General features: G+C 71.5%; 11 protein-coding genes and 2 pseudogenes. 5 read left to right on the plus strand and 8 right to left on the minus strand.

The window, feature by feature from the left end:
- Positions 1-105: 105 nt before the first annotated feature.
- Positions 106-624, minus strand: a pseudogene (locus ACZ4N5_RS37560) (LacI family DNA-binding transcriptional regulator); the annotation flags it as partial.
- 14 nt (positions 625-638) lie between these two features.
- Here ACZ4N5_RS37560 and ACZ4N5_RS37565 point away from each other — a divergent pair.
- Positions 639-1226: an IS5 family transposase gene (locus ACZ4N5_RS37565; protein WP_467761497.1), complete on the plus strand. Its 588-nt coding sequence runs from the start codon at positions 639-641 to the stop codon at positions 1224-1226.
- Between the two features lie 44 nt (positions 1227-1270).
- Positions 1271-2683: pseudogene (locus ACZ4N5_RS37570) on the plus strand (alpha-galactosidase); the annotation flags it as partial.
- A 56-nt stretch (positions 2684-2739) separates the two neighbouring features.
- On the opposite strand, the gene ACZ4N5_RS37575 reads toward ACZ4N5_RS37570, so the two are convergent.
- From ACZ4N5_RS37575 to ACZ4N5_RS37590, 4 genes are all read right to left on the minus strand, one after another.
- Positions 2740-3369, minus strand: coding sequence for a hypothetical protein (locus tag ACZ4N5_RS37575; RefSeq protein WP_467761498.1), 630 nt, complete (start codon positions 3367-3369; stop codon positions 2740-2742).
- Between the two features lie 130 nt (positions 3370-3499).
- Complete coding sequence (locus ACZ4N5_RS37580; protein ID WP_467761499.1) at positions 3500-5344, minus strand: GMC family oxidoreductase; 1845 nt, start codon at positions 5342-5344, stop codon at positions 3500-3502.
- Positions 5341-6723, minus strand: a complete 1383-nt coding sequence (locus ACZ4N5_RS37585; protein ID WP_467761500.1) for a hypothetical protein — start codon at positions 6721-6723, stop codon at positions 5341-5343. The genes ACZ4N5_RS37580 and ACZ4N5_RS37585 overlap by 4 nt, the downstream gene beginning before the upstream one ends.
- Positions 6720-7406, minus strand: a complete 687-nt coding sequence (locus ACZ4N5_RS37590) for a FadR/GntR family transcriptional regulator (RefSeq protein ID WP_467761501.1) — start codon at positions 7404-7406, stop codon at positions 6720-6722. The genes ACZ4N5_RS37585 and ACZ4N5_RS37590 overlap by 4 nt, the downstream gene beginning before the upstream one ends.
- Positions 7407-7809: 403 nt before the next feature.
- Between ACZ4N5_RS37590 and ACZ4N5_RS37595 the strand changes: the two genes are divergently transcribed.
- Positions 7810-8973 (plus strand): glycoside hydrolase family 64 protein, encoded by a 1164-nt coding sequence (locus tag ACZ4N5_RS37595; protein WP_467761560.1) that lies wholly within the window; start codon positions 7810-7812, stop codon positions 8971-8973.
- Between the two features lie 141 nt (positions 8974-9114).
- Here ACZ4N5_RS37595 and ACZ4N5_RS37600 read toward each other — a convergent pair whose 3' ends face one another.
- Together ACZ4N5_RS37600 and ACZ4N5_RS37605 are read right to left on the minus strand one after the other, a co-directional pair.
- Positions 9115-10251 carry a sulfite oxidase gene (locus ACZ4N5_RS37600; protein WP_467761502.1) on the minus strand — a complete coding sequence of 379 codons (1137 nt, stop codon included), beginning with the start codon at positions 10249-10251 and terminating at the stop codon, positions 9115-9117.
- A gap of 33 nt (positions 10252-10284) precedes the next feature.
- On the minus strand, positions 10285-10947 hold the full coding sequence (locus tag ACZ4N5_RS37605; protein ID WP_467761503.1) for a TetR/AcrR family transcriptional regulator: 663 nt from the start codon (positions 10945-10947) through the stop codon (positions 10285-10287).
- A 124-nt stretch (positions 10948-11071) separates the two neighbouring features.
- Here ACZ4N5_RS37605 and ACZ4N5_RS37610 point away from each other — a divergent pair, with 124 nt between their 5' ends.
- A complete protein-coding gene (locus tag ACZ4N5_RS37610) occupies positions 11072-11635 on the plus strand; it encodes an NAD(P)H-dependent oxidoreductase (protein WP_467761504.1) in 564 nt (187 codons plus the stop codon).
- A gap of 125 nt (positions 11636-11760) precedes the next feature.
- Positions 11761-12438: an AIM24 family protein gene (locus ACZ4N5_RS37615; protein ID WP_467761505.1), complete on the plus strand. Its 678-nt coding sequence runs from the start codon at positions 11761-11763 to the stop codon at positions 12436-12438.
- Positions 12439-12506: 68 nt separating this feature from the next.
- Here ACZ4N5_RS37615 and ACZ4N5_RS37620 read toward each other — a convergent pair whose 3' ends face one another.
- Positions 12507-14282 carry a M4 family metallopeptidase gene (locus ACZ4N5_RS37620; protein WP_467761506.1) on the minus strand — a complete coding sequence of 592 codons (1776 nt, stop codon included), beginning with the start codon at positions 14280-14282 and terminating at the stop codon, positions 12507-12509.
- Between the last annotated feature and the right edge of the window lie 136 nt (positions 14283-14418).

Below are 14418 nucleotides of genomic sequence, written 5' to 3' on the forward strand. Positions count from 1 at the left end.
AGGGCCCGTGGTGCGCGGAGGCACGCGCCGCCCACCCCGGCCAGGGGCGTGGGCCGGACAACGCGGTCCGACGGCAGCAGGTCGTGGCAAACGGGCGGCGCCCGGCTACGCCGACGCCCGCACCACGAGTTCCGGGTCGAAGATCAGCGACGTGGGTTCGGTGCGTACGCCCCGGATGTGCTCGTCGAGGAGAGCGGCCATCGCCGCGGCCATCTCCTCCACCGGCTGCCGCACGGTGGTCAGCGGAGGCCGGCACGTGACCGCCACACTGGAGTCGTCGAAGCCGACGACCGCGACATCGTCCGGCACCTGTCTGCCCCGCTCCCGCAGTACCTGGCACACGCCCTGGGCCATCAGGTCGTTGGCGGCGAACACCCCGTCCACGTCCGGATGTTCGGACAGCAGCCCCGACATCGCCGCCATACCACTGTCCAGCGTGAACCCGCCCTCGGCGACGGGGACGTACGGATGTCCCCTGCGGGCCATCGTGTCGCGGAACCCGGCGAGCCGGTCCTGGCTCGCGGCCACGCCGAGCGGCCCGGTGACGGTGACGATCCGCCGGCACCCCCGGTTCAGCAGGTGCTCGGCCGCCAGTCGCGCCCCCTCACGGTGGGCGAGATCGACGGGACGCAGGCCTCGTGACTGAGTTGCATGAACGGCTCCGTGAGGCCGTCCGCACCAGCGAGGGCCGCGGCCCGGAACCCAGTGCCGCTGTCGTGGACTCGCAGTCGGTGAAGGCGGACGCCACCGTCGCCCACGCCTCACGCGGGTTCGACGCAGGCAAGAAGATCAACGGCCGCAAGCGGCATCTGCTCGCCGACACGCTCGGACTTCTGCTGAACGTGCTGGTCACACCGGCATCCACGACCGACCGGGACGCCGCCCGGACGCTTCTGCCCGCGGCAAAGAAGGACTTCCGGCGGCTGACGCAGGTCTGGGCCGACGGCGGCTACACCGGGCACCTCACCGACTGGACCAGCCAGCATCTCGGGCTCGTCCTCGACATCGTCCACCGCCATGAGGACGTCCGCGGCTTCCAGGCACTGCCCCGCCGCTGGGTCGTCGAAAGATCCTTCGCATGGCTCCTGCGCAGCCGGCGCCTGGTCCGGGACTACGAACGACGCACCGACACGAGCGAGGCCGTCATCCGCTGGTCGATGATCGCACTCATGAACCGCCGTCTGGCTGCCCGACATGATCAACCTGTTCCGATGGCGGCGTCGTGAACTTTCCCGGCTTCGCCTCCACCAGCCAGCCCCGTTCCAACAGGAGTTGGCGCGTCACCGTGCAGCGCACCCCCGACGGGCGGGCCGGATTCACCGGCGGCCCCGGCCAGGACGGCACGACCGTGCCGCTCGCGCCGGGCGAGGCGTTCGCCACTCCCCCGTTCGCGGGAGTGTGCACCGACGGCGGCTTCGGCGCGGCCAGCCGCGCCTGGCACGCGTATGTGCTGGCCCATGTCCTGCCCCATGCCGACGAGTTCGCCCCGGTGCTCTACAACTCCTGGGAGGCGACCGGCTTCGACGTCGACGAGGCCGGGCAGAAGGCCCTCGCCGAGCGGGCGGCGGCGCTCGGGGTGGAGCTCTACGTCGTCGACGGCTGGTTCGGGGCGCGCCGCAGCGACCGGGCGGGCCTCGGCGACTGGACACCGGCGTCCGACCGCTTCCCGGACGGGCTGGCTCCGCTGGTCCGCGCGGTGCACGGGCTCGGGATGCGCTTCGGCCTCTGGGTGGAGCCCGAGATGGTGAACCCGGACAGCGACCTGTACCGCGAACACCCCGACTGGGTACTGCACTTCACCGGCCGCCCCCGCTCCGAGCTGCGCAACCGGCTGATCCTCAACCTCGCCCGCCGCGAGGTCGCCGACTGGGCCCACGGCTGGCTGACCCGGCTGGTCGGCGACCACGGCGTCGACTTCCTCAAGTGGGACATGAACCGCGCGTTCAGCGAGGCCGGCTGGCCCGACCGGCAGGACGGCGCCGACCGCCTCGGCCCCGCGTACGTGCGCAATCTCTACGGGGTCCTCGACCGTCTGCGAGCGGACCATCCGGCGCTGCGGATCGAGACGTGCAGCGGTGGCGGCGGCCGGGTCGACCTGGGCATTCTGGCCCGCACGGACCAGGCGTGGGCTTCGGACAACACCGACGCCGCCGACCGGATGGGGATCCAGCAGGGCTACGGCCAGATCTACCCCGCCCGCACGATGGGCGCCTGGGTGACCGACGTACCCAACCAGTTCACCGGCCGTACGGTCCCGCTGCGGTTCCGCTTCCATGTGGCGATGGCCGGGGCGCTCGGCATCGGAGGCGATCTCACCCACTGGTCCGACGAGGAACTGCGGGAGGGGGCCGACCTGGTCGCCACGTACAAGAAGGTCCGCCATCTCGTCCAGCACGGCAGGCTGGACCGGCTGTCGCCGCCCGCCGAGGACTCGGTCTGCGTGGTGCAGTACACCGCCGCGGACGCCTCGGAGACCCTGCTGCTCGCCTACCGGCGCGTCTCCCGCCACGGCGCGCCGAGGCTGCCGGTCCGGCCGCGCGGTCTGACCCCCGGGGGCCGCTACCGCGACGCCCGCACCGGCGCCGTGCACCACTCCACGGTGCTCGGCGAGTACGGGCTCGACCTCGGCCTGCCGGCGGGCGACTGGTCCAGCACGGCGGTACACCTCGTCCGGGAGGACTGACACTCCGTCAGAGCACTGGTGGGCGCCCGATGTCGCTCTCGCCCGTCCGGCACTCGTCAGTAGCGCTGGGCCTTGGCCAGCACGGGGGTGAGCTGGGGCTCCGCGGGCTGCCTGCTGATCACGACCGGCTGCGCCTTCTTCCCCGGCTCGAGGTTCTCCTTCCCGACGAACGACGTCTGCACAACCTTGCCGTCGGGGTTCTTGAAGTCGACCTGCACGGCGTACGACGCCGTCTTGCCGGACTTGTTGGTGATGGTGACGACCAACGCGCGCAGCCCGCCGGTCTCCGCCGTGGGCAGGCCGGTCATGCTCACCTCGGACGTGGCGTTGCCGCTGCCCGTGACGTTCTTCAGCTGCTTCTCGGCGGTGGCGGCGGCGCGGGCGGTGTCGGCGGAGACCGACGCCGCGAACTCCGACGCCCTGGCGGAGGCGGAGGCGGCCGCCGACGACGCCCGCCCGCTCGCGGACTCGATGATCGAGGAGGCGGCCGAGGCGATCGCGGACGGCGGCGTCCCCGTGAAGTTGGACGCGTTCGGCGGCGTGGGCCGTGGGGTGATGGAGGCCGTGCTGCTGCCGCCGCCGTTGTCCGAGCTGCACGAGACGAGAACGGAGCCGCACGCGACCGCGGACAGCAGGGCAGCGATACGCCGTGTTCCGCTTCGGCCGTGGGGAACGCGTCTGCTCATGGGGGCTCGCCTCTTCCTGCCGTACGGGGCACGGGGCTCGTCCTTTTCCTGCCGTACGGACTCCCTCATGCTCTGTGCCGCGCCGGGCGGCGGCGAACCACGGGGGCCCATTGGGGTGGCATACGACCGATCAGTGACCGTTCCGAGGTCCGTCGAGCCACGCGTCCGAGATCGCCAGGGCCGCCGCCATGATGCTCAGCTGCGGATTGACCTCCGGGCATCCCGGCAGGACCGAGCCGTCCGCGACGAGGACTCCGTGAACACCGCGGAGCCTGCCCTCGGGGTCGGCGGGCGCCCGCTGCGGATCGGCGCCCGCGGCCACCGTGCCGGTCGGATGGAACGCGGACACGTGCAGATCGCGGGCACCCACCGAGGTGAGCAGTTCGTCGAGCGCGTCGAGCGACCGGGCCCGGGGCGCGCCCGGGATTCCGGTGAGGACCTCCTCCGCCCCGGCGGCGAAGAGGAGGCGGCCCATGGCACGTACGGCGGTCATCAGACGGTCGCCGTCGCGGGGGTCGAGGTCGTAGCGGACGAGCGTCCGTTCCCGGCCCCTGACCTGCCCGGAGGGGCGGTCGGCGATCATGGCGCCGAGGGTCGCCAGATGGTCCACGCCCTCCAGTTCGCGCCGCAGTTCCCGGCCGAGGCCCGGCAGGACGAAGCTGCTCATGCCGGGCGGGCTCGCGGTCGCCTCGACGAGGATTCCGCGTGCGTGCAGTTCTTCGACGCCGACGCTCTGCAGCACGCCGCGCCAGGCCGTGACCGGCTCGGCGAAGCGTCCGGCGACGCTGGTGGCCGGGTGCACGCTGAGGTTCCGGCCCAGGCGAGGGTGTCCGCCGAGGCCCGAGCGGCGCAGCAGGGGCGGAGTCTCCAGGGTCCCGGCCGCCGTCACTACGAGGGGGCTGAGGATCTCCAGTTCGCTGCCGTCGGTGCGGCGTACCCGGACTCCGGCGGCGCGGGGCGGGCCCGGCACGTCGTGGTCCAGCAGGATCCGGCGGACCCGCGCGCCGGTGACGATCCGGGCACCGGCGGCGCAGGCGTCGGGCAGCACGGACAGTTGCACGCTCTGTTTTGCGCCGGTGGGGCAGCCCACCACGCACTGGCACGAGCCCTTGCAGCCGGGGGCGTTGCGGCGCAGCGGGGCGGCCCGCCAGCCGAGGCGTTCGGCCCCGCTGAGGGTGAGCAGTCCGTTGTTGCCGAGGACGTCGAGGGGCTGGGGCGCCACGCGCAGGGTTCGCTCGGCCTCGTCGAGGAGGGGCCCGAAGCGGTCGGCGAGCCCGAACCCGAACGCACTGCTCCAGCGTGCCAGGACATGGGCCGGAGTGCGGTAGCAGGTACCGGAGTTGACCACGGTGGTGCCGCCGACGGCACGGCCGACCGGCAGCAGGATCGGTGGATGGCCGACGGCCACGGTGGCGCCGCCGTCCCGGTACAGCTCGGCGAACCGGTCGAGTGGTGCCCGGCGGCCGAAGGACGCCGTCGAGTGGTGCCGGCCCTCCTCCAGGACGACCACGCTCAGTCCGGCGCGCGCGAAGGTCCGTGCGGCCATCGCGCCACCCGCGCCGGAGCCGACGACGATCACGTCGGCGGTGCTGCGGGCCGGCCATTCCTCGGCCGGGGTGCAGTCGAGGGGCGGATCCACCGGCGCGGTCGCGGGGGCGGCTGCGACCGGCATCCGTTCGGTGCCCGCGGCCAGCAGCACGGGAACCTTGAGGAGGTCCAGCAGCGGGGCGAGCCGGGGTCGTGCGGCCAGGGAGCGGAGCACGTCCTCGCGTTCGTCGGGGCCAAGGGCCGCCAGGCGTCTGCCGGTACGCACCACGGCGTACGTCTCCAGGGCGGCGACGGCGGTGTGCACCCCGGCGCGCGCCGGCCGGGGCAGTGCGGCGAGCACCGAGTCGAGGCGCTTCGGCACTCGGGTGGCCCACTCGGCGTCACCCTCGTCGGCGAGCAGCGCGGCGACGAACCCGTCGGCGGTCATCGTTCTCCCGCCTCGGCGTGCGCGGTGCCGTCCAGCACCCAGGATGCCTCCGGGCGCCAGTGGCCCCACCAGCGCTCGAGGACGATTCGGGCGTCGGCGGACTCGCTGTTGCGGCACACCGCGCGGGCGCCGTCCGGGTCGCGGTACTCGAGGGTGAGGGTCCGCTCCGCGGGCTGGTTCACCTCGACGCGGATGCGGCGCAGTGCCGTCCGGCCGGTGACCGTCCACTCGGGCAGGCCGAACGCGGCCCGGAAGCGTCCGAGTCCCAGCCGGCCGATCGCGGAACGCTCCGGGCGCCGCGGCCAGGTGCGGCCGCGTCGGCGCAGGCGCAGGAAGACGAGCGGGGGCAGCCGTCGCAGCACGGGCCGGGTGGACACGGCGGCGACGATCTCCAGGACGTCGCCGTCGCCGAGGTCCGCGTGCAGCCAGGTCCACCGGTGCGCGTTGCCGTGCCCGTAGATCCGGGCCGAGGCGCCGGGTGCGCCGCGCAGGTTCAAGATCGTTCCACCGTAGGCGAATTCGCCCTCGTACGTGGCTCGGGCGGCCGGGAGCATCTGGGCGGCCGGCAGCACGGGGCGGCGCCAGGACCAGCGGGGGAAGGTGAACAGCGGTGTTCCCTGCGGCCGTTCGGCAATCTTCCAGCGGAAGTCACCGGCGCTGCCGGTCAGTTGCCCGGCGGCACAGGTCACTCCCTCGGTCGCGAATCCGTCCGTCGGCCGGGTCCAGGGGACGGGTCCGAAGCGGGCGTGCCGTACCTCGCCCTCGCGGGGGAACACCGCGGCCCAGCCATGGGCGAACGGCTCGGATCCGTCGGCGGGTGCGGTGAGTTCGTGGTGCAGCCAGATTCCGGTGCCGCTCGCCGGGTCGGTGATGGTGGTGTACCAGACCTCGGTGCGGCCCGGGGAGCCGTTCCATCGCGGTGCCATGTGTTCCGCGGGGTTCTGGTGGCGCGGGAAGCGGAAGCTGAGCAGGAAGGGGGCGAGGCCGGTGGCCACGGGGAAGCGCAGGACCCCCTCGCCCACCCCCGCGTCGCCCTCGTACACGGTGAATGGCAGCACGGTCATCGACGCGAGGGGACGGCGTGGGGTCACGGACTTCCAGCCGTCCAGGGTGAGGCGGCGCCCGTCGGCGGTGAACGTGAGCCGGTAGCGGATGCGCCGCCGGGCGATCGGCGACACCTCCAACTCGCCCTCGGCACAATGGTCGTCGGCGCGTCCGGTGATCCGCGCCCGGCCGGTCAGGCGGGCCTGTGTCGTCCGGTGCGGGAGGAGGACCCGGTCGGCGGTGGCGCGCAGGTCGAGCCGGATGCGCCGCTCCCCCGGCTCGCCGTCGAGGCGGACCGTGCCGAGCATGGTCTCGGTGAACACCGTGCCCCTCATGCGAGGCCCTCCAGCATGATGCGCTCGGTGGCCCGCAGATAGGTGTCGGCCGCCGCGTGCGCTCGCCGGGCGTCCCCCGCGGTCACGGCCTCCACGACCGGCGCCAGCCTCTCGTGGGCGGCCTCCGGATCGGTAAAGGGTCCCTTCAGCAGGGAGCGGACCGGCAGGTAGGCGTTGAAGAGCGTGTTCGTCAGCAGGACGTAGACGCGGTTGCCGGTGGCGCGGGCCAGCGCGCGGTGCACCTCCACATCGGCGAGCTGCACCGCGTCGGCGCCCTCGGCCCGCCGTACGGCCGCGAGCAGCGCGCTCAACTCGGCCCGCTGTACGCGGGTGCCGCGCTCGGCGGCCCGCTCGGCGATCAACGCGCCCACCCCGCGCCGCACTTCGAACACCTCGTGCACCCAGCCCGCGTCGTGCCGCACGAGCATGGGCAGGAGATCCGCCCCACCGAGCCGCGCGTAGTCCCGCACCCGGGTCCCGACTCCGTGCCGCGTCTCCAGCAGCCCGGCCTGCACGAGCCGCCCGAAGGCGTGCTTGAGCGTGGTACGCGTGACGCCGTACCCGTCGGCCAGCCGCCGCTCCGGAGGAAGGTAACTCCCCGCCGGATGACGGCCGTCGAGTATGTCCGTACGCAGCCGGTCCTCCAGGACGTCCACGATGGTCTCGCGGGGCAGAGCCTCCACGTTTCCCCCTCCGGGTCAGTGGCTGAGTGGATGAGCCACTGAACCAGTGAGGGCTCTTCGCGGTCAACCCCTGTGACGGCAAGGGTCGTTGGTGACGGCCGCGAACGAACCGCCCTCGCCGTGTTCGCGAAGGTCGAGTTGCCGCGCACGGGGCGGGCCGGGCTGCCGGATACGGGTCTGGGGCGGGTCCGGACCCACACACGGCCCGAACCCGCCCCAGCCGCAAGCAAGTTGGACCGGACCGACTTTGCGTGAATCGTTGACATGTACGTTACGCGCGCGCAATTCTGAGAGCGCTCTCAAGGGGAAGCGGACGATCTCCGTCCGCGGTATTCCACCTCGCTGAACCCCCACATCAAGGAGGCAGAGAGTGCGCGTACACACCAGATGGCCGGCTTGGGCGTTGGTCTCGGTCACGCTCTCCACGGCATTGCTCACCTTCGGCGCGCCTTCTCGTGCCGAAGCCGCGGTCCCGGCGACCATCCCCCTCACGTTCACGAACAACTCCGGCCGCAGCGAACAGGTCTACGTATACGATCTCGGCACCCAGCTGTCGACGGGAAAGCAGGGCTGGGCCGACGCGAACGGCACCTTCCACGCGTGGCCCGTGGGCGGCAATCCGCCGACGCCCGCACCCGACGCGTCGATCGCGGGACCGGCCAACGGCCAGTCGAAGACGATCCAGCTCCCCAAGTTCTCCGGACGGATCTACTTCTCGTTCGGGCAGAAGCTCGACTTCCGGGTGACGACCGGCGGTCTCGTGCAGCCGGCCGTGCAGAATCCGAGCGACCCGAACCACAACATCCTCTTCAACTGGTCCGAGTACACGCTCAACGACTCCGGCCTGTGGCTCAACAGCACCCAGGTCGACATGTTCTCGGCCCCGTACGCCGTCGGAGTCAAGCTCGCCGACGGGACCACGAAGAGCACCGGTCACCTCAAGTCCGGTGGCTACAACGGCTTCCTCAACGCGCTGCGGAGTCAGCCGGGCGGCTGGGCGAACCTCATCCAGACCCGGTCGGACGGCACGGTGCTGCGGGCGCTCGCCCCGGGGCACGGCATCGAGTCGGGCGCCCTTCCGGCCACCGTGATGGACGACTACATCAACCGCGTCTGGCAGAAGTACAGTTCGTCGACGCTAACGGTGACACCGTTCGGCGACCAGCCGAACACGAAGTACTTCGGCCGGGTCTCCGGCAACGTCATGAACTTCACCAACAGCTCCGGAGCGGTCGTCACCAGCTTCCAGAAGCCCGACGCGGACAGCATCTTCGGCTGTTACAAGTTGCTCGACGCGCCCAACGACCTGGTGCGCGGCCCCATTTCACGCACCCTGTGCGCGGGCTTCAACCGCACCACACTGCTGACCAACCCCAACCAGCCGGACACCACTTCCGCGAACTTCTACGCGGACGGGGTGACCAACCAGTACGCCCGCAACATCCACGCGCAGATGGCCGACGGCAAGGCCTACGCGTTCGCCTTCGACGACGTCGGCAACCACGAGTCCCTCGTCAACGACGGCAATCCGCAGCAGGCGTTCGTCACGCTGGATCCGTTCAGCTGACGGGAGTTCCGTCGAGGACGGGAGTTGGAGTTCCGTCGAGGACGAGACGGGGGCGGGTCCTGAGGGGCCCGCCCCCGTTCCCGTGGCGTCACCACCAGAAGGCGTCGGCGGCGGCAACCGTTCCGGTCCGCACCCGGAGCGTCATCGGTGTCCCATGTCGCCGCCGGAATCCAGGCAGAGCACGGGGACCCGTTGGACGAGGTTGTTCTCGAAGCCACCCCTGTTCCAGGGCTGGTCGAGCGGCTGGGTGTGGCCCTCGGCGTCGGTGGCGCGGGCACTGAGGACATGGCGGCCGGGAGTCGCCGTCCAGGTGAAGTGCCACGCGCGCCAGGCCCACCGGTGAGGGGTCGCCCGGTCCAGTTCGGCCGGGTGCCAGGAGCGCCCCTCGTCCGTGCTGACCTCGACCCCGGTCACCGGCGCACGCCCCGACCAGGCCCGTCCCGTGATGCCGACGGCGCCCGGCTGGACCGCCCGCGCCCGCGACATGAAGTCGGGGAAGCCCGGCGGGACCATCAGGGCGCGCGGGGCGATCCGGCTGACCGGCTCACCCTCCTCGCCGGCGTCCTGCCGGAGCCGGTACGCCACGGCCTGCTGGAATCCCCGGAACGGGGTCTCCGTCACCGTGATCTCGCGGAGCCACTTCACATGTGCCATGCCGTACCAGCCCGGCACCACGAGTCGCAGAGGGTGTCCGTGCTGCGGCGGCAGCGGGGCACCGTTCATCGCGTACGCCACCAGGACCTCGGGCTCGTCGCCGCGCGCCACGTCCAGCGGAAGGGAACGCTGGTAGTCCTGCTCGACCCCGCGCTCGACGCCGTGATCCGCACCGGTGAACACCACGTCCACGGCGTCCTGTTCGACCCCCGCCTCGGCGAGCAGCAGCCGCAGCGGCACGCCCGTCCACTCGGCGGTCCCGACCGCCTCCACCAGCCAAGGCTGGCTCACCGGCCGGGGCGTCAGCAGGGCACGACCGTTGCCCGCGCATTCCATGGTCACCCGCTGCCTGATCGCGGGATACGTCTTCAGCTCGTCGACTCCGAGCAGCAGCGGGCGCCGCACCCGTCCGCCGAGAACGAGCTGCCAGGAGGCCTCTTCGGCGTACGGGATGTCGTAGTGCGTCAGCACATAGTGCAGCCCTGGCGGTGTGACCTCGTACCGCAGGGCCTCCAGCGGCAGCCCGTGGTTCCGGGCGGCGAGAGCCAGCTCCTGGGCGCTGATGCCCTCGTCCGGGCCGGCCAGCCGGGCGGGTGCGCTCATGTCCTCCAGGCGATGCCCCATGAATCCATTGTCCGCCCGCCCGGGGACAGGGCGCTAGGCGATGCGCGGACCGACGCTCCGGTCCACCAGGTCCCGCCAGCCGGTCTCCAGGCGCTCCGGCGACATACCGCGCTGGCGGGTCAGATGACCGATCAGGGCGGGGTCCAGGTATCCCATCAGGGTCTGGGCGACGAGCTCGGTGTCCATGCCCGGGCCCGAGTCCGTCTGCCGCAGCAGCATGCACACATGCATGAAGCGGACCCGGTACGGCGCTGAGGTGAAGCGGCGGGTGGCCTCGGGCTCGGCGGCGAGGTACAGGTCGAGCTGTTCGGAGGTCTGGCGCAGTGCGTGGCATCCGAAGGCGTGCAGGCGCTCCACCGGTGACGCGCCGGGGCCGAGCGGGGCCGGACCGCTGATGAAGGCGGTCTGGAAGCGCTGCTCGGTGTGGTCGAGCAGCGCCATCAGCAGGCCGGTGCGATCGCCGAAGCGCCGGAAGACGGTCCCTTTGCCCACCTCCGCCGATACGGCGACACCCTCCATCGTGAGCCTGGCCACCCCGTGCTCCTCGACCAGCCGGGCGGCCGCCTCCAGCAGGCGGGCGCGGTTGCGGGCGGCGTCGGCGCGCAGCGGGGCGTCCTCGGGGGCGGTGAGCTCCATGAGGACGGGCTCGTCGGACGGTTCCGGTCGCTTCGGAAACGGTGGAAGTGGATGGGACATGACGCCAGCGTAACGGCAACAGGGTCAACTGGACTGCGGTCCGCTTAGGTGGTACACCTTTAAGCGGACCTCGGTCCGTTTTGTTGCCGCAGTGTTTCAGCGTTTCCAGTTTCGGGAGATATCCATGTCCGTACGCATCCTCGCGCTCGTCGGCAGCCTGCGCGCCGGTTCCCACAACCGTCAGCTCGCCGAGGCGGCCGTCAAGCTCGCCCCGGAGGGTGCCGAGGTCGAGCTCTTCGAGGGCCTCGCCGAGATCCCCTTCTACAACGAGGACATCGACGTCGAGGGCAGCGTGCCCGCCCCCGCCGCCCGGCTGCGCGCCGCGGCCAACGGCGCCGACGCCTTCCTGCTCTTCTCGCCGGAGTACAACGGGACCATCCCGGCCGTCCTCAAGAACGCCATCGACTGGCTGTCCCGTCCGTTCGGCGCCGGCGCCTTCAGCGGCAAGCCGGTCGTCGTGGTCGGCACCGCGTACGGCCAGTTCGGCGGCGTCTGGGCGCAGGACGAGACCCGCAAGGCCGTGGGCATCGCCGGCGGCACCGTGCTGGAGGACGTCAAGCTCTCCGTCCCCGGCTCCGTGGTCCGCTTCGCGGAGACCCACCCCGTCGACGACGCCGAGGTCGCCGCTCAGATCGCCGAGGTCGTGAACCAGCTGCACAGCCATGTCGGCGCGTCCGAAGCCGCCTGACAACGTCCTTGCAGGCCGGTCCGGTTGACCCGGGCCGGCCTTCGGCATGTCGCACCTCCGTCACCGCGTGTCGCAAGATCGCCACGCCTCTGGCGGAGCCCCACCCTCCGCGACAGGATGCCCGCATGCAGAGTGATCTCTTTTCCAGTGACCACATGGTGCAGCCCGCGGTCGCGGCGGGCATGACCGTCCAGAACGCCAAGTCCATCAAGTACGCCGTCCAGGGCGAGATGTTCGCGCGTCAGGGCGCGATGGTCGCCTACCGGGGCAGTCTCCAGTTCGAGCGCAAGGGCCAGGGCGTGGGCGGGATGCTCAAGCGGGCCGTCACCGGTGAGGGACTTCCGCTGATGACCGTCCGCGGGCAGGGCGAGGCCTGGTTCGCCCACGAGGCACAGAACTGTTTCATCGTGGGCATCGAACCCGGCGATGTGTTCACGGTCAACGGCCGCAACGTCCTGTGCTTCGACGCCTCGTTGTCGTACGAGATAAAGACCGTGAAGGGCGCGGGCATCACCGGCGGCGGTCTGTTCAACAGCGTCTTCACCGGTCACGGCAGCCTGGGTCTGATCTGCGAGGGCAACCCGCTGGTCATACCCGTCTCCCAGCAGCAGCCGGTGTTCGTCGACACCGACGCGGTCGTCGGCTGGACGGCGCATCTGCGCACCTCGCTGCACCGCTCGCAGTCGATCGGCTCGATGATCCGAGGCGGCTCGGGCGAGGCCGTGCAGCTGAAGCTGGAGGGTGAGGGCTACGTCGTCGTACGTCCCAGTGAGGCGACACCGCAGAAGGCGCAGCAGCACTGATCCGGGGACCGCGAAGGGTGCCCCGCCGGACGGCGGGGCACCCTTCGGTCGTTCGTCGGCGTTGTCCGTCAGTGCTCCGCGGCCGGGGTGTTGGCGACCGTGACGTCGACGGCGGCCCAGGCCGTGTCCACCGCCTTGTACTCGGTGCTGCCCGCCCCGTACATGTCGGCGGCGGCCTTGAGCGTGGCCGTGCGCGCGTCATGGAAGTCGGTCGTGGAGACCATGTAACGGGTGAGCGCCCGGTAGAAGATGGCGGTGGCCTTGGTGCGGCCGATCCCGGTCACCTGCGAACCGTCGTACGTCGGCGAGTCGTACGTCACGCCGCCGATCGTCTTGCGGCCGCTGCCCTCGGCGAGCAGGTAGTACGCGTGCGAGGAGACACCGGAGCCGGCGTGCACCTCGGTGTCGTACGCGGCGGGCGACCAGTAGTCGATCGTCTCCTCGAGCCGGTCGAGGGACGGGTGGTCGAGGCGGCGCAGGAACTTCTGGGCGAGGCCCAGCTTCTCCCCCACCAGGTAGTTCGGCGGGTTCTTCGGGTTGTTCGCCGAGAACTCGACATTCGAGCCGAAGATGTCGGCGAGCGACTCGTTGAGGGCGCCCGGCTCGCCGTACTGGTTGCCGTCCTCGTCCACGCGGGTGGGTTCGAGGGCGGCCGTCGCGTCGACGACGCCATGGGTCAGCTCGTGACCGGTGACATCGAGGACGACCAGCGGCTTCTTGAACAGATCGCCGTCGCCGTCGCCGTACAGCATGCAGCCGCACGTCGAGTCCCAGAAGGCGTTGCCGACCTTGTTGCCGAAGTGGACCATTCCCCGGGCGCCGGCGCTGTTGTTCTTGATGCCCTTGCGGCCGAAGGCCTTCTTGTAGAAGTCCAGGGTCTGGGTGATGCCGTACTGGGCGTCGACCGCGGCGGTGGTCCGGGCGGCCGTGGTGCCGGTGCCCCACTTGTTGTCGCCGTCGGTGAACGTCCTGCCCCGCGCGAAGGACTCCAGCTCCTGGCCCTTGGCGTCCCGGGTCTCGGTGTTCCACCGGGTCGGGTCCTTGAGGAGATAGCTGGTCCGCGCGGTCCGGGTGGTGGTCAGCGCCACCTTGCCGGCGAAGAGGGAGGCCCCGCTGCCGGTGGCCTTGACCGGGTAGTGGCCGGCCGCGGCCGCGCTCGTGAGACCGGACAGCCCGGCGGCCGTACCGATCCGCGGGGTCGCGCTCTCGCCCCGCTTGCGCAGCGTGTCCGCCAGGGACGGCGATATGAACTCGTCGGTGTTCGGGGTGTTGCTGCGGATCCGGCCGGTGTGGGCGTCCACGACGACCGTGCTGGACCCGCCGGCCTCCGTGGTGTCGCTGTCCATGACGAGCACCTGGTAGGCGAGGGCGGCGGCGCCGTCGCGGGCGTCCACGACGAGTCGGGCGCTGCCCGCGTCACCCTTCGCGACGGCCTCGGCCTTCTGCTCCGCCTGCTCGGGGGTCAGCTTCGCCTCGACGGTGGACGGCTTCACCACGTGGTCCGCGGCCCGGGTCACACCCAGGTACTCCCTCCGCTTGCCCAGGTGGACGACCATGTCGCCGCCGAGGACCGGCAGGCCCCGGTGCGTACGGACGAAGCGGACGTGCTGCTTTCCGTCCGGGTCCGTCATCACGTCCTTGACCTGGAGGGTGTCGCCCTGGGTGACACCGGTGGCCGAGGCGTGCGCGAACGCCGCCGCCCTGGCGGCGGCCACCGGCGAGGAGACCGAAGTCGCCGCGCGCGCGGGCTCGTCGGAGGCCACCGCCAAGGCGGGACCCGGAAGTGTGGCGGCCGTCGTCACCGCAACGGCGATGGCCACGCGGCGTATGTGGGGTCTACGCACTGAGTTCCTTTGCACGGAGGCGGCCGGGTTCGCCAACCGCCTTACGGCGCAGCGCTGTTGGGCGCCGCGGGGGCTGTCGGGCCCCGATTCGCCACCCTCACCGATTTCTCATGTACATGTAAAGAAGAAAGATCCC

This window comes from Streptomyces sp. NPDC026500, assembly GCF_055567635.1.

Excerpts from the sequence above, each read along its gene's own strand:
- ACZ4N5_RS37585 (WP_467761500.1), bottom strand. The coding sequence starts at position 6,723 with ATGAGGGGCACGGTGTTCACCGAGACCATGCTCGGCACGGTCCGCCTC.
- ACZ4N5_RS37610 (WP_467761504.1), top strand. The coding sequence starts at position 11,072 with ATGTCCGTACGCATCCTCGCGCTCGTCGGCAGCCTGCGCGCCGGTTCC.
- ACZ4N5_RS37575 (WP_467761498.1), bottom strand. The coding sequence starts at position 3,369 with ATGAGCAGACGCGTTCCCCACGGCCGAAGCGGAACACGGCGTATCGCT.
- ACZ4N5_RS37615 (WP_467761505.1), top strand. The coding sequence starts at position 11,761 with ATGCAGAGTGATCTCTTTTCCAGTGACCACATGGTGCAGCCCGCGGTC.
- ACZ4N5_RS37580 (WP_467761499.1), bottom strand. The coding sequence starts at position 5,344 with ATGACCGCCGACGGGTTCGTCGCCGCGCTGCTCGCCGACGAGGGTGAC.
- ACZ4N5_RS37600 (WP_467761502.1), bottom strand. The coding sequence starts at position 10,251 with ATGGGGCATCGCCTGGAGGACATGAGCGCACCCGCCCGGCTGGCCGGC.
- ACZ4N5_RS37605 (WP_467761503.1), bottom strand. The coding sequence starts at position 10,947 with ATGTCCCATCCACTTCCACCGTTTCCGAAGCGACCGGAACCGTCCGAC.